Source organism: Acidithiobacillus sp. TH-A117 (assembly GCF_057473465.1).
On record NZ_JBYCKQ010000041.1, the window covers coordinates 1 to 23,764 of the forward strand.

The window sequence follows — 23,764 nt, forward strand, 5'->3', positions numbered from 1 at the left end:
AGTGACTTTGATGCCACAACGACAAGCACACATGTAGCAAGTGGAGTACTTGATTTCCTGCTTGCTGTGGTCTTCAAATTCCATAACCGTAGCCATAATTGTACCTCGCGTCTGGCTGCACCAAATCGGGGACATCCCGTTATCGCCAGAATCTTGGCGGAGCGTACCTGATAAAGCAAGTCAGCGTTTTTGATTTTGTAATAAGTAGTCCTTATTTGCTTTGTGGCAGGGACGATGATTAGTTTAATGGCGCTTAGTCCAAGGAGATGCATTCATGATTCGCAATGATTTCAAAGAACATTCACGCATTACCGTGACCTGGAAAGACAAGGAAGGCAAGTTAAGACCCGGTAATTTCTATGTATATGCCCTGTTGAAGGATGCCATGATCGTACGTGCCACCGACAAGGACGGCCTGCTGCGCAAGCTGCCCTATACTGACGTGTTGCGGGTTGTGAAATTCAAGGATGTGGCTCCCCAGGATCGGTACATGATTCCCGATGAAATCCTGAAGGAATCGAACTGGAAAGATACGGATGTCATGATGCGCTACAGTTCCAGTCCCCATCGCGGCAAATAATCCGGTATCTAGGGGCGGGATTCTCTGGTCCAAAGACCTGACTTGCCGCCCTCTTTTTTGATCAGGCGTATGGCATTCATTTCCATGCCTCTGTCCATTGCTTTGCACATATCGTAAATTGTCAGCAGCGCCACTGAAACCGCCGTCAGCGCTTCCATTTCCACTCCGGTTTGCCCAGCACAATGCACTTCTGCACGACAGATAATGCGGGCCGGATCCGGGGCAGGTATCAGCTCCACCTCGACTCCCGTCAGGAGCAACGGGTGTGCCAAAGGGATCAGTTCCCAGGTCCTCTTGGTAGCCTGAATGGCCGCTATTCTGGCAATACCCAGCACATCCCCTTTCTGTATTTGTCCCTGGGTGATGCGCGTGAAAGTACTTTCTGCCATCCGGATTTCTCCTTCAGCCACAGCTACCCGGGCACTGACCGCCTTGGTACCGACATGGACCATATGGGCTTCACCCTGCGCATTAAAATGGTTCAGACTTTCAGGAACCGACATGAAACTGGCACTCCTTTTGCTTGAATATTGTGTGATGCTCCAAGGGCTCTGGAATTTCCGATGAAAAACCCCATACGACTCTGGCTGTGGATGATTCTCTGCTGTTTCGCGCTTCCGGCGCAAGCCGGTCTAAACTTTCTGTTGCCGCCGGTCAGCAGTCCCGCAGTCATGTATGCGGCTTTCACCCCTCTGGCAAAGTACCTGAGCCACAGCATCGGGCAAAAAATTACCTTGCATTTCAGCGCCAATTTGCAAAGTTTTTACGATCAGGCCGACAAAAACACACCGCAAATGGTGCTTTTTTGTCCCATTGCCTATATCCGCAGCGCCCACCAGCAAGCTTATTATCCTCTCGTAGGGGTCATTCCCACTCCGGGAGGTAACCATAGCGTGATTGTCGTGCGCCGCAATAGTCCGATCCACAATGTCCTGCAGCTCAAAAATCGCAGCTTTGTCATGGGAGATCCGGCCTGCGCAGCCTCATCCCTGGTGCCTTTATCCATGTTCCGTGAACTGGGGATGACGCCCAAAAGTTTCAGTGCTTTTCGGCAAAGCGGTTCTGATCAGAGCGCCCTCATGGATGTAGCAGCACGTTTTTATGATGCCACCGCCGTAGCCGCCAACGTGGCGGCACCCTACCTGCATTCGGGAACCTTGCGGGTGATTGCCGATGCGGCAGTCGGTCCGGGTGATCTGCTGGCCGCTTCTGCCGGGGTGCCCGCCGCCCTGCGCAAACAACTCACAGCGGCTTTGTTGAGCGCCAAAAGCAAGGACCCCGCCAGCATCCGGGCCCTCGGCGGTCTGGCAGCAGGATTCAACGCTACCAATGATGGAAATTATAATGCCCTGCGCACCTTGTATCAGGAAATTCACGGCGTCACATTAACGCCCAGAGTTCCGCAACAAGCGCTGATTCTGGGGATTCCGCCGACCTTCACGCCCATTGCTGCCTACCATATTTTTGCGCCTTTGCAAAAAGCTCTGAGCACAGCCACAGGACGCCCGGTACAACTGGTCATACCGCCTGATGAGCAGGCTTTTGTTCAGGATGGGCAAACGGGTAAATTTGACTTTGCCCTGCTCACGCCCAGAATGATCCCTATGGAAAAAACCCAAATGCTTGCCGTTGCCCAGTCTGTCTCCGGCCTTGACAGACATGGTCTGGCCATCATTCGCCGAGAGCACGCGGCAAACAATGTGACCATACCTAATGCCCCCTTGCGCATAGCCTTTGCCAGCCCTTACTGCAGTGCCCGTTCGCTGGCTGAAAAACAATTGTTGCGTCTGGCGGGAACCAGGCCCGTCATCTGGGTTCCGGAAGGTTCAGAACGCGCGGTGTTTACTGCCCTTGCCGAAAATCGTGCAGATCTGGGTATAGTGCGCGCTGCCACCGTCAAAACCCTTGAAAAACAGTTGCCGGGAATCTGGTCCGTGGTCGAGAGCGCGGGTCGGGCACCCGTATGGACTCTGGTGGTCAAGCGCACGCTAAGCACTGAACAACGCGCTGCGGTCCGGGAACACGTCGCCCAATTGCCTCTCAACGCCCTGGATACCGCTGGATTCATGGGTTTCCGTCTGTTAGCGCATGCCTGAGGCCTTGCCCCCTCACCCGCAAACCCGCAACTGGCCATCGACGGTCGCGGATCATTTGGGGCTGCCGACCCGCTTTTGGCAGAATATGTCCTGGCGCGCCAAAAGCATGACTTTTGTCTTGCTATTGGTCGCCCTGATTTATCTATCTATTTCCATTTTTCTCTATACCTCTGTGCGTAATGACCTGACCAATCAGGTACAAACCGAACTGCTGCGTCTCACGGAAACCCTGGCCAGTTCGGCAGCAGATCCGCTCCTTCTCAAAGATGGCGGGAAACTCGGCAAGTTGGTGGAACTGCACAATCCGTTGGTTCAATCCATTATCATCACCAACCGTCAGCATGTGGTGGTCGCCAGTCCGGATATTCGCCAGTTGGGACAAAGCCTATCCCCACCTGTCGCCCGCAGCGATACCCATCAAATAGATCGCTTTGACGCTCCCATTCTCGCTGGTAGCAATCAGCTGGGCTTCGTTTATTTGCAAGGGAATCGTCAACATATCAGCAGCCTGGTCAACCGGCGCCTGGATCGAACCACGAGTCGCCTGATTGTGCTGGGTCTGATAACCGCATTATTGGGACTGCTGGGCGCTTATCTGGTCAGCCTGGCCATGACCCGCCCGGTATTACGGCTGTTGGATGAAATTGAAAGCATGGAAAATCGTCTGGGCCTCGACAAGAAAACCGCCATGATCCGCCCTCCGCAATCCGGCGATGAACTCCATCGTCTGGAGTGGGCCTTTCGCTTGACCGAACAACGCCTTCAGGAACATCTGACCGAACTGCGCCAGCTGCACCAGCGACAACAGGCCATGCAATGTATGGCCACCATTGGCGAAATGTCGGCACAGGTAGCCCATGAAATTCGTAACGCCTTGTCTTCCCTGCGCGGTGCTGCCCGTTATCTGGTGCGCTATGGTCAGGCAGATCATCAGGGCGATTTTATCCGCATCATTGAGGAAGAAGTGCAGCGCCTCTACGATATGACCCAGGGATTTCTGGACTTTGGTCGTCCTTACGCAGCAGTACCGGTTGACACGCCGATTCGCCCCCTGCTGGAACGTTGTTTGGCGAGGCATAGGGCCGATCTGGAAACCAAAACCATCGTAGCCACCCTGGACTGCCCGGAAATGCTCCATGCCAGACTCGACCCCTCACTGCTGGAACAGGCACTGAGCAACCTGATTCTCAACGCCATTGATGCCCTGCCCATGCAGGGCGGGGTATTGCAACTTTCTGCAGAACAAAAGAATTTTAGCCAATTGAACATTACCGTTGCGGATAATGGACCCGGTATTCCTCTGGAAAAACGCGCCACCATTTTCAAACCCTATGTCACCACAAAAACCAAGGGCAGCGGTCTGGGGTTGGCGGTGGTGACAAAAATCATGATGGTGCATGATGGCAGCATTGAATTATGTGACACCGCTGCTGGTGCCCGATTCATTCTTCATTTGCCTTGCGGATTGCCTCCGCCAGGTAAAAATGCAGGCCATTGAAACCCTTACCAAGAGATCTGTTATAGCAAACATGCAAAATCTGATTTTAGTAGTGGAAGATGAAAAAAATCTGCGCTGTGTTCTGGCGGCGGTACTGAATGCCGAGGGCTTTCGCGTGCTTGAAGCCGAAAGCGGCGAGCAGGCTCTGACCATGACCGAAAACAACCCGCCCGCCCTGATCCTCACAGATCAACGCCTGCCCGGTATTTCCGGTACCGAACTGCTCCGCAATATCAAGACAAAGCACCCGGAAATACCGGTCATTATTACTACCGCCTACGGGGAAATCGAACAGGCAGTGGAAGCCATCAAGGCTGGCGCCGAACATTATCTGACCAAACCAGTGGATGAAGGCGAACTCATCGCCTTGATTCGTCAGACTCTGGGGCGGCACGGTAAGGCACTGCCACCCATGCGCCAGGAACCGCGTCGCCATGGCCTGATCGGAGTCAGCCGCGCCATTGAAACCCTGCTGGAAACGATTGATCTGGTAGCCCCGGCGCCTTCCAACGTCCTGATTACCGGAGAATCCGGGACCGGGAAGGAGCTGGTAGCACGCGCTCTACATCAAGCCTCCAATCGTGCCGATCAGCCTTTTATTGCTTTCAACTGCGGAGCTATCCCGCTGGAACTCGTGGAAAGCGAAATTTTTGGCTACGAGAAAGGTGCCTTTACCGGAGCCACTCGCACCCAGGCTGGCAAACTGGAGATGGCCGGGGCCGGCACCCTGTTTCTCGATGAAGTGGGAGATATGCCTCTGGCGATGCAGGTCAAACTGCTGCGCGCCTTGCAGGAGCGGGAATTTACCCGGCTCGGCACCCATCAACCGGTGCGGATGGCCGCCCGGATTGTCGCGGCCACCCACATGGATCTGGCTAAAGCCGTAGCGGAAAGCCGTTTCCGGGAAGATCTCTACTACCGGCTGAATGTCATCCCGCTGCATATCCCGCCGTTGCGGGAAAGACGAGCGGATATTGCCCCGCTGGTCCATCATTTTCTGGAACAGATCTGCCTGGTCATTGGTCGCAGCCCGACAGTCACCATCAGTAGCGATGCGCTGGCTGCACTGGAGGCTTACGAATGGCCCGGGAATATCCGTCAGCTGGAAAATCTCCTGGAGCGGATGGTGGTACTCAACCGCAACGGGCACATTCAGCGTCAGCACCTGCCTGCCGATATTGGTCAGCAGAACTTCGGGCCGGGCAACACTGGCGCCACAAGTCCCTTTGATTTACCGGCCCTGGAAAGACAAACCGTGCTCAGCGCCCTGGAAAAAACCCGCTTCAATCAAAGCCAGGCAGCCGTACTGTTGGGCATCAGTCGTAAACAATTACGCACCAAGATGAAAAACATCGGCTTGCTGGGCGACCAAGACCCGGAAGACGATAATCTTGATTCCTGATCCAGAGTAGGGACCGGCGCGAATTATCTGGTCCTTTTGGCACACTGCTTTTTCCCTGGATTGCTCCTTATTTCCTTCCCGTCAAAGCCGAATAACGCGGGCAGTCGATTTCCTGCATAGCTCCGGTGTTATTTCCAAAGCCTTATTCAATCGAACTTGTCCCATAAATGACCGTAAAAATAGACGAATAAAATCCCTGATTAAAACTATACTTTACAGCATGTTTTATTGTTTATTGTTAGTGGTTTCCCATGAAAAGAGATGGCACAAAATCTGCTAACCATTCACTGCCGCGCCAGTGGGACGCGCTGCAATAAAGGAGCATTTTATGAAGCATCGAAATAAACAGCTTGCTCAGATCGCTTTGCTCATAGCAGGTCTTGCCGGGCTAACTCTCAGTATGGAAGCCTCAGCTGCGGATACACCAACAAACGCCGGTAACATTCAGGCGGGCAAAGCCATTGCCTTCAATCGCGCCCAGGGTAACTGTCTGGCCTGTCACGCTCTACCCGGCGGCGCTATGGCAGGCAATGTCGGGCCTGCCCTGCCCATGAAAGGCGTGACTTTCCAGCAAATGTTCCAGACCAAGGAAAAACTGGTGGCTTTTCTGGGTGACCCGGAAAAATTATTTCCTTATGCCAACATGCCTGAGTTTGGAAAAAACAAAGTGCTGACACAAACCCAGTTAGAGCAGGTAGCCGACTATTTATGGTCTTTAAAGTAACAAATCCACCCGTAATTCTTAAGGAGACAATAATGATGAATAAACCTATTGCGCGACGCCAGTTTTTAGGTGCCAGCCTGGCTACGGGAGCAGTGGCTACGGCTGCCGGCCTGGGCCTGCTCAAACCGCAGATGGCCTTTGCGGATAACGTCGCTGGCTGGCCGGCAAAGGCATTTGATGCCAAGTTGCTGAAAGATGCCATGTCCGATTCCATCGGTAAAACTGATGTGCCCGTATCTTCCAAAGTCAAACTGACGGCCCCCACTATTGCTGAAAATGGCGGCGCGGTTCCCGTTACCATTGAAGTGGATTCTCCGATGACCGCTGATGATTACATTGCGACCGTTTATTTGTTTGTTGACCATAATCCTACGCCGCTGGCCAGCCAGTTTACCTTTACGCCCGCTTCGGGTCAGGCCTACATTCAGCAACGGATCAAAATGGCCAAAACCGACAATGTCCGGGTCGTGGCCAAAACCAATAAAGGGGTATTGATGGCCTCTGCCCCCCGTGAAGTCAAAGTCACCATTGGTGGTTGCGGCGGTTAACCCCCAACTTTCACCTATTGCAAAGAGGAATTATCCATGGCAGGAAATGTAGGTAACCCAATGATTCGCATGGCCAGCAGCGCCAAAAAAGGAGAAGTTGTCGAAGTCCGATCGTTGATCATGAACCCCATGACCACAGGACTGACCAAGGACAAGGCGGGAAAAGTCATCCCTGCACATTTCATCCAAACCGTCACCATCACTTTTAACGACAAGCCCTTGCTCGACATTGACTGGAGTACAGCCGTCAGCGCCAACCCCTATCTGGCATTCAAGTTGCGCGCCGAAAGCAGTGGCACTCTGAAAATGGTCTGGAAAGACAATACCGGCGGCAACTGGAGTGCGGACTCCAAACTGACGGTAGCCTGATACCTATATCGGGGCGAAGACAATCGCCCCTGCAACATAAGGAGGAACCCATGAAGCGGTTGCTGATTGCGCTTTCAATCTTAGGCCTAGCTGGTGTCAGTGACGCCGCGCAGGCAGTCAACTGGTGGGACCTGGGAAATACCAAGGTCGGACCGGCCGAGACACTCAAGCAGTTTCATTCCTATTTCAAGGAACAAAACCCCAACATGCCTCTGGAAAAGTACGCTCTGGGCTCTTATGCATTCAGCCCGGAAATGTACAGTCAGTATCAGGAGGCCATCCAGTTCAACCCCGGCGATTTGACGTTATCCCAGGGTAAGGCCTTGTGGACGAAAGCTTTTGCCAACGGCAAGACCTATGCGAGTTGTTATCCTGACGGGGGCAAGGGTGTCGCGGCCCACTATCCCATGTATGACCCCAAAACCCATGACATTGTCACCATCGGCACCAGTCTCAATGCCTGCCGAAAAGCCAATGGCGAGGCGCCACTCAAATATGGCAGCAGCGATATGATCGCCCTGCAAACCTACCTGACGTCCCTGTCCAACGGCATGCCCGTTGATGTTCAGGTACAGGGTCCGGGGGCAACCAAAGCTTTTGAAGAAGGGAAAGCCTACTTTTTCATGAAGCGTGGGCAATTGAATTTCTCCTGTGCAACCTGTCATGTGGCTTATGCTGGAAAATATCTGCGCGCCCAGATTATTTCTCCGGTACAGGGACAAAGTGCCCATTTTCCGACTTATCGGGCAGCCTGGTCGGCCGTCAATACGCTGCAGAAGCGGATGCAGGGTTGCGATAAAAAAGTGGGAGCCATTCCCCAACCGCTGGAAAGTGCCGATTACAAACGTCTGGAATATTTCATGAGTTATCTCAGTAACGGCATAAAAATCAATGTGCCGGGATATCGTCCCTGATTAATTCGGCGAGTGATCAATCCACAATTTTCACTCGCCCTCACCACTACCAGAATCTATGGGGAATACCATGAACGCGAAAAAATCACTGCTGCTGTCGGCAGCCCTCTGTGCAGGATTAGGTCTGGCTGGCCTGGCTCAAGGCGCTGAAATACCCTCGACGGTAGCCGGAATGCCACCCATCAACACCGCCAGCCCACTGTATATTGTCAATGTGCAAAAGGGCGTGACTCCGGCGCAAATCAAAATGGGCATCCAGAGTGGCGCCGAAGCAGAAAATATGAATGTCGTCGGTACACTGGATGTTCAGGAGGGGCTCAAGGAAAGGGGCATCAAAAGCAATCAGCCCTATGTCATCTACGAAGTCTGCAACCTGGTGCTGGGCGCAAAAATCCTTAAAAGCACGCCGGAATTCGGGGCCTTTGCACCCTGTAAAATTGTCATGTACGAACAGGGTGGGCAACTGAAACTCATGACTTATCTGCCCACTTTTGCCCTGAAATATTTCCCGAAAGATCCCGAATCCGCCAAAGTGGCCCAGGAACTGGATCATCAGATTATTACAGTGATGAAGCAAGCCGCTGCTGGCGGGCTTTAATTCACACCGGAGGATTCCAATGAATTTAAGTAGACGTGATTTCATGCAATTGATGGGTATTGCCGGAGCCGGGAGTTTTTTGACCCCGGGAGCCGTGCAATCCGCTTGGGGAGCCGATGCGGATCCTTATGAAATTCCTGATTACGGCAATGTTACCCTGCTGCATATGACGGATTCCCATGCTCAGCTGCTGCCGGTCTGGTGGCGGGAGCCCGATACCAATATTGGTGTTGGCCCGGTGCTGAATCAGGTTCCCCACCTCTGTGGTCAGTGGATGCTGGATTATTACGGCGTAGCCACTCCGCCCTCCAGCAAATATGCCTATTCCTGCCTGGACTTCGACACCCTAGCCCACAAGTACGGGAAAATTGGCGGCTATGCGCATATTGCCAGCCTGGTCAAACGCTATCGCCAACAACGGGGCGACAAGGTTCTACTACTGGACGGTGGCGACACCTGGCAAGGTTCAGCGACCAGTCTCTGGACCAAGGGGGCGGATATGGTCGGTGCCCAGAATTTACTGGGTATTGATGATTTCGTGGGCCACTGGGAATTTACCTACGGGCAGGATCAGGTGCAGCATCTGGTCAAAACCCAACTCAAGGCCAATTTCCTGGCCCAGAACATATTCAGCAACACCTGGCAGGAACTGGTCTTCAAACCCTACCATATCCATGAGGTCAGCGGTCGCAAAATTGCCGTTATCGGCCAGGCTTTTCCCTTTACGCCCATTGCCAACCCGGGTTACATGATTCCCGACTGGGGCTTTGGCATTCATACCGAGCACATGCAGAAAATGGTAACGGAATGCCGCGAACAGCAGCATGCTGATCTGGTGGTGGTCCTCTCGCATAACGGCGCCGATGTGGATAAGAAAATGGCCGCCATGGTCAAAGGTATCGACATCATCCTGGGCGGGCACACCCACGACATCATGGGTCCCAAGCCTTTCATGGTCGGCAAGACACTGATCATCAACACCAGCACCAACGGCAAAATTCTCGCGCGTTTTGACCTGGACGTGGGCAAGGGCAAGCTCAATGGCTGGCGTTTCCATTATCTGCCGGTATTCTCCAACCTGATCAAGGAAGATGCGGAGATGGCGGACTATATCCATAAGGTTCGCAGCCCGTATCAAGAGAAATTGGCCCAGCCCCTGGCCACCACGGAGAGCCTGCTGTACCGGCGCGACAACTTCAACGGCAGCTTCGATCAGCTGCTCTGTGATGCCCTGCGCGATGAGATGGATTGCGAGGTGTCTTTCTCGCCGGGCTTCCGCTGGGGTTATTGCAAACTCCCCGGTGAAACCATCACCATGGAAGACGTGATGGGCCAGACCGCCATCACCTATCCCCAGGTCACCGTCAACACCTACACCGGCGAGCAGATCAAGAACATCATGGAGCAGGTGGCCGATAACATTTTCAATCCGAACCCTTATTACCAACAGGGTGGGGACATGATCCGGGTCGGGAATATTCAGTATGATTTCAATCCCGACGAGAAAATCTACCATCGCTGCAGCAACATGCGGATTGGCGGAAAGCCCATGTCCGCCAGCAAAAAATACAAGGTGGCGGGATGGGCAGCCATGCAGCCGGTGGAAGGCAAACCGGTCTGGGAGGTTTTTTCAAAGTGGCTGCAATCCAAAAAACATGTCCGCGTCGACAAATTGGATCTGCCGGTGCTCAACAAGGATATGCAAAGCAATAAAGGGATTGCTTTCCCGAAAATGTATCAACTCTAAGCAGCTTCAGGTGACGAGCAGCATTCGCCAGCGGCATCTGCCGCTGGTTTTTTTATGGGGAAAACAAAGTCCTGTAGCCATATCTCCCCACTTCACCGGATTTTGTCTCGAACTGTCCTCATGCTAGACTGCGCACTGATTTTTGCGGCCTGGAAGTGACGATTGGCTTTTTCATGTCCCGGGCGCGTCTCCCTCTGCATATAAAAGGCCTGTAACCAGATGATCATGAAACGCATTCTTGGACTTTTCTCCACGGACCTCGCAGTCGATCTCGGCACCGCGAACACCCTGATTTATGTACGGGGAAAAGGGATTGTCCTGTCGGAACCCTCGGTGGTGGCCATTCATACCGGTCGTCGCAGCGGCAGCAGTCGCCGTCTGCACGTAGGTGAAGAAGCCAAGCGGATGCTGGGCCGTACCCCCGCCAACATTACCGCCATCAGACCTCTCAAGGACGGTGTCATCGCCGACTTCGAAATCACCGAAGCGATGCTTAAACACTTCATTCGTCGCGTGCATCATCAGCGTTTTCTCAGCCCTAGTCCCCGTATTATTGTTTGCGTGCCTTATGGCGCCACCCAGGTGGAACGCCGCGCCATCCGCGAGTCGGCCATGAGCGCCGGCGCCCGCGAAGTGCATCTGATTGAAGAACCCATGGCAGCCGCCATTGGTGCCGGGATGCCCGTCGCTGAACCCACAGGTTCCATGGTGGTGGATATTGGCGGTGGCACCACCGAAGTCGGCGTCATCGCCCTGGGCGGTGTGGTGTACTCCCAGAGTGTCCGGGTGGGGGGCGACAAAATGGATGAGGCCATTGTCAACTATATCCGCCGTAATTACGGTATGCTGATTGGCGAAAGCACTGCCGAGGAAATCAAGAAAAAAGTCGGCTGCGCTTACCCGGGCCAGGAAGTGCTGAGCCTGGAAGTCCGGGGCCGCAACCTGGCAGAAGGCGTTCCCCGCACCTTCACCATCAACAGCAATGAAATCCTGGAGGCCCTTCAGGAACCCCTGGGCGCCATTGTCGGCGCCATCAAGCTGGCGCTGGAACAAACTCCTCCCGAGCTTGCCGGGGATATCGCCGAGCGCGGTATGGTCCTGACCGGCGGCGGCGCCCTGCTCCGCGATCTGGACCGGCTCATCATGGAAGAAACGTCCCTGCCGGTGATTGTTGCCGAAGACCCTCTGACCTGCGTGGCCAGAGGCAGCGGTCGCGCCCTGGAAGAGCTGGAACTGCTGGGTGAGGTTTTCGCTGACGATTAACGCGGCGAAGTCATACAATCCCTTATGCCCGCGTTGTTTTTCCCCCGCCGCTACCCGCCGCTCCTTCGTGTAGCGGCGTTTGTCTTGTTGAGTATTGCCGTTGCCATCTTCAGTGAAAAACATCCGGACCTGCAGGGCTGGTCCGGAAATCTGACTTATCCCGTGCATTGGATAGACATGCAGGTTGCGGAAAACTGGGGCGCCCTGCATCAATATCTGCAGGATCGCAGCGAACTGCTCGCAGAAAATGCGCAGTTGCGCGAAAAGCTCAAGGTGATGGAACCCCAATTGCTGGAAAACGCAATACTCCACAATGAAAACCGACAATTACTGGCTTTGCTCGACAGCTTTCCCCAGCCGCCGGGCAAAATGGCGGTTGCCCGGGTCATTGCCGAAAATTTTTCTCCGGGCAGCCAGCTTATTACCGTCAATCTGGGTAGTCATAACGGGGTACAAGTAGGGCAGCCGGTCCTCGCTGCGGGTGGAGTCGCTGGACAAGTCATTCATGTTGCTGAATTCAGCGCCCAGATCGCTCTGGTCTCCGATCTGGACAGCAGTATTCCAGCGCAACTGGCGGGCACGAATATTCCGCTGCTGGTCAACGGCAAAGGCCACATACATACCTTGAGTGTGCCTTTTCAATCGCGCAATACCCCCCTGAAAACCGGCGATCACCTGGTCACTTCGGGACTGGGAGGACGCTTTCCTCCGGGCTTGCCGATTGGCACCATTTCCGGTGTCGTTCACAATGGTGACGAACCCTTCGCACAAATTTCCGTACGACCTTCTGTGTCCCTGGGTCAGCTCAGCACAGTATTGATTCTTTTGAAAAATCCACCACATCTTCGGCACGGCAAGCCATGACCATCGTGGCCATGGTCGTTGCCTTTTTCCTGGCATTGGTGCTGGAAACCCTGCCTTCCGGTCCGGTTTATGGCATGGTCCATCCGGATTTTGTGGCGATGCTGCTGCTCTACTGGTCCATCCGTAGCGGCTCCGAGCTCAGCTATACCCTGGTTTGGCTGATCGGACTGCTTCAGGATCTGGTGATGGGCGATGTCCCCGGAGGACAAGCCATCGCCGGGGTCCTCATGATTTATGCGCTGGTCAATGGATTGGGCAGGGTGCGACATCTCTCTGTCTGGGAACAACTGGTATTCGTTTTTATGCTCTTGCTCCTGCATCGCCTGATTGTCTGGCTCTGGCAACTCTGGTCCGGACCACTGAGCTGGCATTTCAGTCTGTTCCTCAGCCCGTTGATCGGGGCCTTGCTCTGGCCGCTGTTCACCTATCTACTGGACGGCTTGCGCCACTACTTGAAGACTTCGCCATGAAATTGTCACAGCGTCTTCTGCGTTCCCTGCAAAAACTCGACCCCGCCTTGCTGACCGGGATTGTCCTGTTGATGCTCATCAGCCTCGCCGTGCTTTACAGTGGTAGTCAGGAAAGTTTGCGGGTGGTGTTTGCCCAGTTGTTCCACTTTGCCGTCGGTTTTGCCGTACTGATCGCCGTTGCCAATACACCACCGGAACGCTTTCGAGCCTGGGCCCCGGCTCTTTACGTGATTGGAGTGATCCTGCTGGCACTCACTTTGGTGGCCGGCAAAACCAGTCTGGGGGCCAGGCGCTGGTTAGGAGCCGGGCCCATCACCTTCCAGCCTTCGGAACTCATGAAACTGGCCTTGCCGCTGTTGATGGCCTATTACTATTCCCAGCAGGAAAATGTGCGGCGTTGGCGTGCGGCAATCACCGGCTTCATCCTGATTGCCATCCCCTTCCTCCTGATAGCCAAAGAACCGGACCTGGGTACGGCCGCGCAAATCGGCGCCGCCGGAATTTTCATGATGTGGCTGGCGGGAGTCCGTCGCCGCTGGTTCATTGGTCTGCTGATCATCCTCGCCGTCAGTGGGCCGGTCATGTGGCATTTCCTGCACGGCTACCAAAAAGAGCGAATTCTCACTTTTCTCGACCCCCAACGTGACCCCCTGGGAGCCGGATACCATATCATCCAGAGTATGATTGCGGTCGGCTCGGGCGGCTTTTGGGGAAAAGGCTGGTTCAATGGCACCCAGGTCAATCTCGACTTTCTGCCCGAAGCCCAGACCGACTTTGTTTTTGCCGGTTTTGCCGAAGAATTTGGCCTGTTTGGGGTCCTTATCCTGATTGCCACCTACCTGCTGATCGTCCTGCGCGGACTGGTCATCGCCTTTGAGAGCCGGGATGCTTTCGGGCGACTGCTAGCCGGCACTTTGAGTCTGACTTTTTTTCTGTACATTTTTATCAACATGGGCATGACTACCGGCATTTTACCCGTAGTCGGCGTGCCGTTGCCCCTTATCAGCTATGGTGGCACCGCGATGCTGACCTTCATGATCGGCCTCGGCATTCTCATGTCCGTACATGCCCATCCCCGCACCCACGAATAATCAGCAAACAGACATAGCTTTCTTGCCGGGCATCATTATAATTCTGCAGATGCCCCCAAGATTTATTTCAAATTCAGTACTGCGTATTGAGGACCTGATGATTTCCCGCCCATCCCTGATGAGTCACATTTTTCTTGTATTTTTCGGACTGCTTTTTACTAGTAGTGCCTTTGCGGTAGTGCCGACGCCACGCCTGCCCACCCCGCCGGCACCGGCCCTGCCCGCCATCGTCAGCTATGTATTGATGGATTACGACACCGGTCAGATCATTGCCGCCAAAAGTGAAAACCTGCGCCGGGCGCCGGCCAGCCTGACCAAACTCATGACCGCTTATCTGACTTACCAGGCCATCCATAATGGCACCCTCAATGCCCATGAAAATATCGCTATATCCAACAAGGCCTGGAAAACCGGCGGCTCCAGCATGTTCATCCAGCCCGGACTGGCGGTCAATGTCGATCAGCTGCTGCATGGGCTTCTGATTGATTCCGGTAATGATGCTGCCGTGGCCCTGGCAGAGACAGTGGCCGGCAGTCAGTCCGGCTTTGTGACCTTGATGAACGAAACCGCTGGTCAGCTGGGCCTGCATAACACCCATTACAATAATGTCGATGGCTTACCCGATGATCATCTCTATACCACCGCTCTGGATGTCGCCCGGCTTTCCCAGATACTGATCCAGCAATATCCCCAGGTCATCCAGATTACCAAACAGAAATCCTATACCTACAACAAAATCACCCAGCGTAGCTGGAATCCTGTCCTGTTTCGCGACCCCAGCGTGGATGGCCTGAAAACCGGTCTGACCGACGCCTCCGGATACTGTATTGATGCCACGGCCCAGCGTAATGGCCGGCGCCTGATTGCGGTCGTCATGGGGGGTCCCAACTGGGCGGGCAGCACCAATGCGGTGGAGGCCCTGCTGGATTATGGCTACCGGTTTTTTGTCAACCATCCGCTCTACCAGCCGGGAGCAAAGGTGGGCGAATTCACTCGCAATGATTTTTCGCCCATGCAAGTCCCGGTGGGCGTCACCAGCAATGTGACCATCACGGTTCCCAAGGGACATTTTTCGGATCTGCAGCAGGTGGTCGAAGTCAGCCCCAATTTGCAGGCGCCCCTGAAAAAAGGTACGGTCGTAGGGACACTGGTTTTCCGACTGGACGGCAAGGTGCTCAAAACGGTACCGGTCGTCAGTCAGGTTGCTGTTGAAAAGGCAGGCTGGTTAAGCCGGATGTTCCACAAGATCGGCGCAGCGCTCTGAATCAGGATGAGGAGCCTGAATGACATCTGAATCTCATCACGCAGAGGACTACCCCCATCTGCATCATGTCAAGGTCATAGGTCAACAGGCTGATCTGCTGAGTGCAGTACGCAAGGCCGTGGAACCCCATGCCCCGCATCTGCCCGACAGCGCTTTTGCCATACGCAACAGTAGCCAGGGACAGTATTGCGCGGTCACCATCTCTCTGGAAATCCAACATGAAGCCCAGCTTCTGGCCATTTATACGGCAGTCAAAGCCGTGGACGGAGTCATCCTCTGCTTATGAACAACTCTCCTATACTGGTGCGCTGCTGGCCCGGCATTCTGCCCTACTTCACGGTGCTCGACGCCATGCGCGAATTCACTGCCCAGCGGGATGCCGAAACCCCTGATCAAATGTGGCTGCTTCAGCATCCGCCGGTGTTTACCCTGGGGCGCAATGCCGACCCTGCAGATGTCATGGACCCCGGCTCCATCCCCGTCATCCGCAGCGATCGCGGCGGCAAAGTCACCTATCATGGTCCGGGACAATGGATTGTCTATCTGCTGATGGACTTGCCGCGCATGGGCATCCATGTCCGACAGCTGACCAGCATCATGGAACAGGCCGTCATTGAGCTCCTGGCTGAACATGGCGTAAGCGCCCATGCCCGCCGTGATGCTCCCGGGGTCTATGTAGGAGAGGCCAAAATCGCCTCTCTGGGACTGCGGGTGCAAAAAGGCCGCAGTTATCATGGCTTAAGCCTGAATACCGATATGGACTTGAGCCCTTTCCAGCGCATTCATCCCTGTGGCATGCCCGGGCTTGCCGTGACCCAGATACATGATCTATGTCCGGACTGGGCCAGCCGGGATGTTGCCGAAGAGCTGATGCAGGCCCTGTCCACACAGTTCCAGCGCCCCCTCCAGAAAGGAGGTGCCTGAGTATGTCAGCCACCATGGACAAAAATGCCGGAAGAGGCGCCGAAAAAACCGCCCGCAACCCTATTCCCATCATTCCGGTGGAAACCCCCAGGGTGCCCAAACCCCAGTGGCTGCGAGTGCGCTCTCCCCTGTCTCCGGAAGTGGACCGGCTCAAAAAAATTCTACGGGCAGCAGACCTGCATACCGTTTGTGAAGAAGCCTCCTGCCCCAATCTCGGTGAATGCTTTGGCGGTGGTACCGCCACCTTCATGATTCTCGGGGATGTCTGCACCCGCCGCTGCCCGTTCTGCGACGTAGCCCATGGCCGCCCCCAGCCTCCGGATGCTGCAGAACCCCTGCATCTTGCCCAGACCGTCGCGACTATGGGACTGCGTTTTGTGGTCATTACTTCGGTGGATCGGGATGATTTGCGCGATGGCGGCGCCGGGCATTTCGCCGATGTCATCAGCGCCTTGCGCCAGCACTGCCAGGGTCTTCATATAGAAATCCTGGTTCCGGACTTTCGCGGGCGCGTGGAGAAAGCCCTGGCGGCTCTCCACGATACCCCCCCGGATGTGTTCAATCACAATCTGGAGACGGTGCCCCGCCTGTATTTACAGGCCCGTCCGGGTGCCGACTACCAGCACTCCCTGAATCTGCTGTCGGCCTTCAAAGCCCAACATCCCGACATTCCCAGCAAATCAGGACTCATGCTCGGGCTGGGCGAAGAACTGGATGAGATTCGTGCAGTCATGCAGGATCTGCGTCAGGCGGGTTGCGAACTGCTGACCTTGGGACAATACCTGTCCCCTTCCCGCCATCATCTGCCGGTGTCCCGATTTGTCCCACCGGAGGAGTTTGAAGCCCTGCGTCTGGACGGGCTGGCCATGGGCTTCCGTCACGTCGCCAGCGGTCCCCTGGTGCGCTCTTCCTATCATGCCGAACGCAGTTTTCATGAAATGACCGAAGACTGACCGGAACAAGCCATGCTGCTGCGTTACACCACGGTTCTGACGCTGGTATCGGCGCTGCTGCAACCTCCCGGGATACTCTTTCTTATCGCCATCTTCGGTTGGGTCCTGGACGTGCTGGGCTGGCGTTACCTCGGGCGCACGCTACTGCTGGTCGCGCTCTGTGTTTTGTATTTCTTCTCCACGGCCATTGGCACAAGATTGCTGCTCAATCCATTGGAAAACCGCTATCCGCCGCTGCTGAATGGGCCATTGACAGGGACAGAAAAACCGGGAGCCATTGTCGTGCTGGGTGGCGGTGAAGTCATGGCCGCACCTGACTCCCGCCAGGAAACCGCCAATGCCCGTACCCTGGTGCGCCTGATGGCGGCAGCCCGACTCGCCAAACGCACTCATCTGCCCCTGGTACCCAGCGGAGGGGCACCGCGCTTTGGCGTCGCCGCAGAGGCCACTACCATGGCGCGGATTCTGCGTCAGGATTTTCAGGTCACTAGTCCTATCTGGCCGGAAACCCATTCCTACAATACCGCCGCCAATGCTGCAGATTCCAGCATCCTACTGGCAGAACACCATATTCAGCGGATCTATCTGGTCACCTCGGCATTGCACATGCCCAGGGCGGTAGCCTGGTTTCGCTTGTCTCATCTGGACGTGATTCCTGTCCCTACAGATTATCGCCTTAACCAGGTTCGGCCATACCAGCTGGAAAGCTGGCTACCCAGAGCCATTTTCATGGAAATCAGCAGCGAGGCCTGCCATGAATATCTCGGCCTGCTCTGGCTCTGGCTTCAGGAGCAGGGCCTGGGCAGCGGCGACTGATACTTCAATCTGCCTTGCGATCGGGGAATAGGACCTGGACGTGCAGATGTTCCTGATCACCGGGCTTCGCCAGCTGCAAAGGCGCAGGCACTGCCGCCCCATTGGCGGAAGGCCCATAGGGCGCATAGGCATAGGGTTTGGCGGGAAGTGCCGCCGCCAGGGTCTGGTAACTGGGTGAATTGACGCCAATGGGCAAAGCCACGGTATTGTGCTCGCCGACCACCCGCCGCACCTTGCTCCAGTCAATGGCCTGCTCAATGTGATGCTCGTTCATGAAGGTCTTAATCTGCATGGCTGCACGCTGCAGGATGGGCACACCCTTATGATAAGTATCCATGGGTTTATAGGACTGCAAATAAACTTCGCCATCATGCACCCCCACCAGATTGGGCATATCGATGATACGCACCGGTGTTCCCACCGGAACCATGGGGAAAAGTTGTGCCACATTCTCGGGATACATCTGGAAGCAACCCTGACTGGCGCGCATACCGACACCCCAGGGATGATAGGTGCCGTGAATGAATATTCCCGAAAGACCGGTCTCCATCGCCAGTTCGCCCATGGGATTTTCCGGTCCGGGCGGCCAGTACCAGGGGATATTCATATGAAATTTTTGCTTGAACCAGGCATGGATGTTCTTGGGCACATTCCAGGCCGGCATCTTGAACTTGGCGATGATCTGGGTCGTGGTCAGATTTTCCTTCCAACCCGGTAAAAATACGCCTACCGGATAGGTGTACACCACATGATCATTGCTCGGAAAAAAGTAAATTCGCCGCGCCGGAATATCCACTACAATGCCGGTCCAGGGCTTGGGAGGCAAAATGTACTGGGCCGGAATGACGACCTTGCTGGCCTGCCCGGGCAGCCAGGGGTTGACCCCCGGATTGGCCTTAGTGACCTGATTGTATCCCAGATCATAAAAGCGCCCGATATCCAAGAGCGTATCCTCCCGATGGGTAGTGACGGCATGTAATGTACCCACCATATTGCCATGCTCCGGCAAAGGGAACACGCTTGCCTCAGCCGCATTCACACCCAAAGCTGCGAGCGCAGCAGTAAACAGCCAGATACCCCATTGTTTTTGCTTCATTAGCCTTCCTGTTTGCGGCAAATACCATTAAGATGCCCGACCAACTTCCGTATCGTGCCGTTGGCTGCATGCTTTATAACCGGCAATATCATAAGGGAAAAGGAGGCCTTTATGGAATCACCACACCTCATTATTTTAAAAAAAGTCATTCAGGGAGAGCAAATTCCTGGGGCAGAACAACGTGACGCCCTGGTGCGCCTCGATCACATGCTGGCTGATCTGGCAGCTGATCTGCAGATTCCTTTCAGAGGGCCCTACGTAGGCCTGCGCCAAGCGCCTGAACAACATCTGCTGGCTATAGACAGGCATCGCTGGTCCCAGGAAGATTCCCGCTGGGGGGTTGCCGTCTGCAGCCAGCATCCGCGCTATGACCTCCGTGCTGAATGGACCTTGGCTACCGTCAGCCGCGAGCGTCTGCCCCTGGTGGTGCAGGCACTTCCCGCCTTTTTTTCGAGTTATGCCAACCTTGCCGCGCAAACTTTCGCGCCCTCTCGTCCGAGCGTATCCCGGTTAAAAACCCTGGCTGAACTGTTTGCACATTGACAGCCGGTCTAAAACGCCTATTTACGAGGCCATGAATCATTTGCCGCAAACATATTCAACAGGAAGTGAGCTTCGTGCATGGAATTACCTCTTAGCAGCTTGATTATCATTGCATTACTTCTTGTCCTCGTGATTTTTGCGGGGCTTTGGAAGCTATTCAATAGAAAACGCTTGCTGAAGGATTCACCCGATGCCAGGGCTGTACGTGCCGAGGAACCGTCAGCTTCCAACATGAATCTCCATGTGCCACGGAGCTCCACATCGGGTGCGCCGATTGCCAGCGCCGAAGTGGATGAGACCAGCATTCTTGATGAAATTGAAATTTATCTGGCATATGGTCATCTTGAGCAGGCTGCTACGTCATTAAGCTGGTACGTCAGCCACAATCCGGGAGATCTCCAGCAAAGTCGTAAGCTGTTGGCCTTATACCAAGAAATACCAGACATAGATCGCTTTGCCGATTTGCTCAGTCAGTTGCACGAGGAACAGTGCCTTTCCGGCCTGGAAGTACAGAATCTTATTCTCTCGGGGCTTCATGCTGATCCAGACAATCTTCAGCTCAGAGTACTTGCCGAGAATACCGGTATCAGCAACAGCCAACTAGCCGCAGTGACTACCATCCAGCGTATCGAGACCCCGGCGTCGCCTTCGCCTGCGTTACTCAAGGCACAACAGGAATTACAGCAGGTCCTGGTCAACCCTGAACCACTGGATATGGACCTTAGTGGTTTTTCTGAAAAAACCCAGACCACCCTCAACAATGCGGACGATGCCGCAAGGACAAGTGACAAGCAGACTTTGCTGCAGGGGCAGTTACGCCTGGAGGCCATCAGCCCCAGAGAATGCCTTATTAGCGCGACACTGGTTGATCCATTAATTATCGTGCGCGCGCTGCAGGGGACCCAGCAACATGCTGAAGCCGAACGCATCCTCAAACGCAACCTTATTTTTGATCCGCGCAAACTGGTCTTGCATGTGGCTTTACTGGATATGCTTTATCGGCAAAAACGTTGTGAAAATTTCGCAGAAGCATTGCTTCAGCTTTACATCAGCCTATGGGGAGCGGGTGCTGCGCTGCGTGTCCGAATGCTGAATTATGGCCGTCAGTTGGGAGCGCATCCGCTCTGGGAAAAGCTGGAGGCCAGCGAAACCGATAAACCTATCCTTGCGCAGCAAGCAGAGCATTACGGTCTTTATCTGCCCCTCACAGCCATTCCGTTTACCAGTCCGGCACTGGTTCTGGAGGAGATTCGTCGTGATCATCAGATCATGGCCAAGGACAATGATGACAGCATTCTGCAAGAGTTCGACAGCCTTCTGGAGTATGGGCAAGTAGAAGAAGCCGTCGACCTCCTGGAAAAAGCCACACTTACCCGTCCCGACCATAAAATTTACTACCGCCCGCTCCTGGAAATGTATGAACGCATGGGTGCTCATGAGCGTTTCTCCAACTTTACCCGTGCCATTCTCAATATGGAAACACCGCCTGATGAAGAAATCATGCGACAAATGTTCAGCCTGGCTGAACGCATGCAACGCCAACCGCAGCGAAAGGTCATTTAGGATTTGATCATGACGAATAATACCTCCCATAGTGACAGCATCCTCGTTCGTAGCCTGGGTATGGATAACCGTAAGGAAGCGGTATTTCGCATGGCCTTTAAAATGCATACTCGCCGTCAATATCACCTGCTCGAATCTTCAGATGCTCGGATCCCGCATCTGACGATTGTGGATATTGACGGGCCACAGGGTATTGAAATCGCCCGCAAGCTACATCAGGAAGAACCGGGACAACGTATTTTGGTCACCAGCGTCGCCCCTCCGGAGAATGGTCTGTTCCCGTTACTCCTGAAGCCCGTACGCATGGAAACCTTATTCCCTGCATTGGAATCGCTCTTACTGGATACACCCAAAGCGCCTGAAAAAACGCCTGCGGATACCAATGTCAAACCTATTCGTCCGGATGTGACCGTTCCTCCAATGAGCGTCCCTATCCCGGAGACAGTGCCGGCACCAACTCCGCCAGTTGTCCACGTCATACCCGCCAAACCCGTGCCGGTGCTCCGCCCTGAAGAAGTCCAGTATTTCAATTCCAGCGAGGGATTATTGGGTCTTCTGCAAATCGCGCAGCGAGATCAGGCAAGCACCATCATCGCCGACCAGAATCAACAGCGCATTGTCCGCATTGACGCGATGACTGATCAGGCTACCATTCTGGTGGATGATGAACAGTTGCAACATATTTGTCGGACATCTTCCATTAAATTGCTGATGCGTGCGCCGCGTGATGATGATTTCGGAAACAGCAGCGTTGCTCGCCATATGTCCCTGCAATCCCTACTCTGGCAAGCAGGTGCATGGACAGCTAATGGCCGGTTGAACCAGAAGCTGCAAATCAATGCACCGGTACAACTCAAGCAATGGCCTAACCTGACCCGCTTACCGATGCTTCCCGATGCGTTGCGGCTGGCGGCATTTCTGGCCCGCTCTCCCGCTTCTCCAGCACTTACAATAAAAATGCTACGCGTTGAAGTACCGGATTTGTTCAACTTTCTAGCTGCCGCAGATGCGCTGGAGTTACTGCGCTACAACACTCCCGAAAATCCCGTGAACGTTGTTCGGGTAGCACAGCATTCAACCCCTGCAGATACTGAAGTTCCCGCAGCCAAAAGAAGCTTTTTGGGCCGTCTCCTGAAACGCATAGCCGGGATATAAGACTTGCGCATGCTGCGATGCTGATAACAATGATTTTCAAGGAGCTATTTTGTGAGAGAAGATAATAAAATCGTTTTTACAGGTCCAGTTGGTGCGGGGAAAACCACCGCCATATCGGTCTTATCGGATACGCCGATCATTTCTACCGATGCTCAAGCCTCTGACATGACCCTGAATCGCAAGGGACATACAACTGTCGCTATGGACTATGGCACACTCAAGCTGGATGCCCAGACCAAAATTCACCTTTATGGCACCCCAGGGCAAGAACGCTTTGATTTTATGTGGGACATCCTCACAACAGGCGGATTGGGCCTGGTCCTCATGCTGGATAATACCCGGCCTAACCCCAAAAAAGATTTGCATTTCTTTCTGCATGCTTTCAAGGATTATATTATCCAGGTTCCGGTAGTGATTGGCATTTCCAAAACGGATGTGCAAAGCCGGCCAAGCCCTGCGGATTATGCCAATATGCTTCTCGAAGTAACGGCCGACCTCAAAATGCTGAATCCGATTCCCCCTATTTTTGAAATTGATGGGCGCAAAAAAGAAGACATTAAAAATCTGGTCATGGCGCTGCTTTACTCCATCGATCCAGGGATTGGAGATGTTCTATGAGTATAGAGCTGGTTACAGCGCGTACTGAAGTCTTCGGCGAAGTAACGCCAGCGGGAGCCTTTTATGCGACTTCCAGCCCCGACCAGGAAGGTAACCGCGCCATTTTGCTGCATGTGCTTCGTACGGGAAACCGTGCGCCATTTTCTGCCGAGATCGCCTGCCAATGGGCAGAAACCACTGATTCAGATGAAGCCTTACGCAGCATTTTCCGCTTGCAACGACTCGGCCTGTTGCGCGGGACCCATCAGGCCCGGACTGACAGTGACCTACGGCTCGAAGATGCCCTACCGCCCTTACTGGCCCGCCTATCGGATCAACAAAAAACCCTGCTCGCTGACGAAAATGGTTTCTATCTGGCGGCGGCAGGCTTTGCTCATGAAGCAGCAGAAGAACTGGCGGGTCTCTCGGCTGATTTGCTTTCCCTGCAATCCCGCCACAGCCGTCTGCTCAAAAACAATTTACGGGTCAATACGGAAACCTGGGGGCTATTGGATCCCTCCGGCCGATCTGAACTGGGTTTTTGGCCGCTATTTATCGGACAGCAACGTTTCATGCTCATTGTCAGCGGCACCCCCCGTCTCCAGGATCAGTCCTTTGTCACACTGGTTCAGGAACTGGATAAACGCTACCGCTAGATTTTTATATTTTACAAAGAATTATTGACAGTT

General features: G+C 54.3%; 26 protein-coding genes. 24 read left to right on the forward strand and 2 right to left on the reverse strand.

The window, feature by feature from the left end:
* The first annotated feature begins 274 nt into the window (after positions 1-274).
* Positions 275-580, forward strand: a complete 306-nt coding sequence (locus AC2VLR_RS10165; RefSeq protein ID WP_215843594.1) for a hypothetical protein — start codon at positions 275-277, stop codon at positions 578-580.
* 8 nt (positions 581-588) lie between these two features.
* On the opposite strand, the gene moaC is transcribed toward AC2VLR_RS10165, so the two are convergent.
* The gene (gene moaC, locus AC2VLR_RS10170) at positions 589-1,083 is read right to left on the reverse strand and encodes a cyclic pyranopterin monophosphate synthase MoaC (protein ID WP_486882011.1); all 495 of its coding nucleotides are present in this window, start codon (positions 1,081-1,083) and stop codon (positions 589-591) included.
* Positions 1,084-1,143: 60 nt separating this feature from the next.
* Here moaC and AC2VLR_RS10175 point away from each other — a divergent pair, with 60 nt between their 5' ends.
* The 18 genes from AC2VLR_RS10175 to AC2VLR_RS10260 all read left to right on the forward strand — a co-directional run bounded on the left by AC2VLR_RS10175 (position 1,144) and on the right by AC2VLR_RS10260 (position 18,121).
* Positions 1,144-2,676: a PhnD/SsuA/transferrin family substrate-binding protein gene (locus tag AC2VLR_RS10175; RefSeq protein WP_486882012.1), complete on the forward strand. Its 1,533-nt coding sequence runs from the start codon at positions 1,144-1,146 to the stop codon at positions 2,674-2,676.
* The gene (locus tag AC2VLR_RS10180) at positions 2,669-4,174 is read left to right on the forward strand and encodes an ATP-binding protein (protein WP_486882013.1); all 1,506 of its coding nucleotides are present in this window, start codon (positions 2,669-2,671) and stop codon (positions 4,172-4,174) included. Before AC2VLR_RS10175 ends, AC2VLR_RS10180 begins: the two co-directional genes overlap by 8 nt.
* Positions 4,175-4,205: 31 nt before the next feature.
* Entirely contained in the window at positions 4,206-5,576 is a 1,371-nt protein-coding gene (locus AC2VLR_RS10185; RefSeq protein ID WP_486882014.1) for a sigma-54-dependent transcriptional regulator, read from the forward strand.
* Positions 5,577-5,904: 328 nt separating this feature from the next.
* On the forward strand, positions 5,905-6,300 hold the full coding sequence (gene soxX, locus AC2VLR_RS10190; RefSeq protein ID WP_486882015.1) for a sulfur oxidation c-type cytochrome SoxX: 396 nt from the start codon (positions 5,905-5,907) through the stop codon (positions 6,298-6,300).
* A 35-nt stretch (positions 6,301-6,335) separates the two neighbouring features.
* The gene (gene soxY / locus AC2VLR_RS10195) at positions 6,336-6,848 is read left to right on the forward strand and encodes a thiosulfate oxidation carrier protein SoxY (protein ID WP_215843604.1); all 513 of its coding nucleotides are present in this window, start codon (positions 6,336-6,338) and stop codon (positions 6,846-6,848) included.
* Between the two features lie 36 nt (positions 6,849-6,884).
* On the forward strand, positions 6,885-7,217 hold the full coding sequence (gene soxZ / locus AC2VLR_RS10200; protein WP_486882016.1) for a thiosulfate oxidation carrier complex protein SoxZ: 333 nt from the start codon (positions 6,885-6,887) through the stop codon (positions 7,215-7,217).
* A 50-nt stretch (positions 7,218-7,267) separates the two neighbouring features.
* Positions 7,268-8,131 (forward strand): sulfur oxidation c-type cytochrome SoxA, encoded by an 864-nt coding sequence (soxA, locus tag AC2VLR_RS10205; protein WP_486882017.1) that lies wholly within the window; start codon positions 7,268-7,270, stop codon positions 8,129-8,131.
* Between the two features lie 70 nt (positions 8,132-8,201).
* The gene (locus tag AC2VLR_RS10210; RefSeq protein WP_215843602.1) at positions 8,202-8,729 is read left to right on the forward strand and encodes a DUF302 domain-containing protein; all 528 of its coding nucleotides are present in this window, start codon (positions 8,202-8,204) and stop codon (positions 8,727-8,729) included.
* Between the two features lie 19 nt (positions 8,730-8,748).
* Positions 8,749-10,476 carry a thiosulfohydrolase SoxB gene (gene soxB / locus AC2VLR_RS10215; protein WP_486882018.1) on the forward strand — a complete coding sequence of 576 codons (1,728 nt, stop codon included), beginning with the start codon at positions 8,749-8,751 and terminating at the stop codon, positions 10,474-10,476.
* 225 nt (positions 10,477-10,701) lie between these two features.
* Positions 10,702-11,739, forward strand: coding sequence for a rod shape-determining protein (locus tag AC2VLR_RS10220; RefSeq protein WP_423856041.1), 1,038 nt, complete (start codon positions 10,702-10,704; stop codon positions 11,737-11,739).
* Positions 11,740-11,763: 24 nt separating this feature from the next.
* A complete protein-coding gene (mreC, locus tag AC2VLR_RS10225) occupies positions 11,764-12,603 on the forward strand; it encodes a rod shape-determining protein MreC (protein ID WP_486882019.1) in 840 nt (279 codons plus the stop codon).
* Positions 12,600-13,073: a rod shape-determining protein MreD gene (gene mreD / locus AC2VLR_RS10230; protein WP_486882020.1), complete on the forward strand. Its 474-nt coding sequence runs from the start codon at positions 12,600-12,602 to the stop codon at positions 13,071-13,073. The genes mreC and mreD overlap by 4 nt, the downstream gene beginning before the upstream one ends.
* Complete coding sequence (rodA, locus tag AC2VLR_RS10235; protein ID WP_486882021.1) at positions 13,070-14,164, forward strand: rod shape-determining protein RodA; 1,095 nt, start codon at positions 13,070-13,072, stop codon at positions 14,162-14,164. The genes mreD and rodA overlap by 4 nt, the downstream gene beginning before the upstream one ends.
* Positions 14,165-14,261: 97 nt before the next feature.
* A complete protein-coding gene (locus AC2VLR_RS10240; RefSeq protein ID WP_486882022.1) occupies positions 14,262-15,428 on the forward strand; it encodes a D-alanyl-D-alanine carboxypeptidase family protein in 1,167 nt (388 codons plus the stop codon).
* 19 nt (positions 15,429-15,447) lie between these two features.
* Positions 15,448-15,714 (forward strand): YbeD family protein, encoded by a 267-nt coding sequence (locus AC2VLR_RS10245; RefSeq protein ID WP_486882023.1) that lies wholly within the window; start codon positions 15,448-15,450, stop codon positions 15,712-15,714.
* Entirely contained in the window at positions 15,711-16,352 is a 642-nt protein-coding gene (gene lipB / locus AC2VLR_RS10250) for a lipoyl(octanoyl) transferase LipB (protein ID WP_486882024.1), read from the forward strand. Before AC2VLR_RS10245 ends, lipB begins: the two co-directional genes overlap by 4 nt.
* Before the next feature lie 2 nt (positions 16,353-16,354).
* Positions 16,355-17,305 (forward strand): lipoyl synthase, encoded by a 951-nt coding sequence (lipA, locus tag AC2VLR_RS10255; protein WP_486882025.1) that lies wholly within the window; start codon positions 16,355-16,357, stop codon positions 17,303-17,305.
* A gap of 12 nt (positions 17,306-17,317) precedes the next feature.
* Positions 17,318-18,121 (forward strand): YdcF family protein, encoded by an 804-nt coding sequence (locus AC2VLR_RS10260; RefSeq protein WP_486882026.1) that lies wholly within the window; start codon positions 17,318-17,320, stop codon positions 18,119-18,121.
* A 4-nt stretch (positions 18,122-18,125) separates the two neighbouring features.
* On the opposite strand, the gene AC2VLR_RS10265 is transcribed toward AC2VLR_RS10260, so the two are convergent.
* The gene (locus AC2VLR_RS10265) at positions 18,126-19,217 is read right to left on the reverse strand and encodes a L,D-transpeptidase family protein (protein ID WP_486882027.1); all 1,092 of its coding nucleotides are present in this window, start codon (positions 19,215-19,217) and stop codon (positions 18,126-18,128) included.
* 111 nt (positions 19,218-19,328) lie between these two features.
* Here AC2VLR_RS10265 and AC2VLR_RS10270 point away from each other — a divergent pair, with 111 nt between their 5' ends.
* The 5 genes from AC2VLR_RS10270 (at position 19,329) to AC2VLR_RS10290 (ending at position 23,731) form a co-directional block, all read left to right on the forward strand.
* Positions 19,329-19,760, forward strand: a complete 432-nt coding sequence (locus AC2VLR_RS10270; RefSeq protein ID WP_486882028.1) for a hypothetical protein — start codon at positions 19,329-19,331, stop codon at positions 19,758-19,760.
* A gap of 171 nt (positions 19,761-19,931) precedes the next feature.
* Positions 19,932-21,323 carry a type IV pilus assembly protein FimV gene (locus AC2VLR_RS10275; protein WP_486882029.1) on the forward strand — a complete coding sequence of 464 codons (1,392 nt, stop codon included), beginning with the start codon at positions 19,932-19,934 and terminating at the stop codon, positions 21,321-21,323.
* Positions 21,324-21,332: 9 nt separating this feature from the next.
* Positions 21,333-22,478, forward strand: coding sequence for a response regulator (locus AC2VLR_RS10280; protein ID WP_486882030.1), 1,146 nt, complete (start codon positions 21,333-21,335; stop codon positions 22,476-22,478).
* 51 nt (positions 22,479-22,529) lie between these two features.
* Complete coding sequence (locus tag AC2VLR_RS10285; protein ID WP_215842308.1) at positions 22,530-23,096, forward strand: GTP-binding protein; 567 nt, start codon at positions 22,530-22,532, stop codon at positions 23,094-23,096.
* Positions 23,093-23,731 (forward strand): roadblock/LC7 domain-containing protein, encoded by a 639-nt coding sequence (locus AC2VLR_RS10290; protein WP_486882031.1) that lies wholly within the window; start codon positions 23,093-23,095, stop codon positions 23,729-23,731. The genes AC2VLR_RS10285 and AC2VLR_RS10290 overlap by 4 nt, the downstream gene beginning before the upstream one ends.
* Positions 23,732-23,764: the final 33 nt, after the last annotated feature.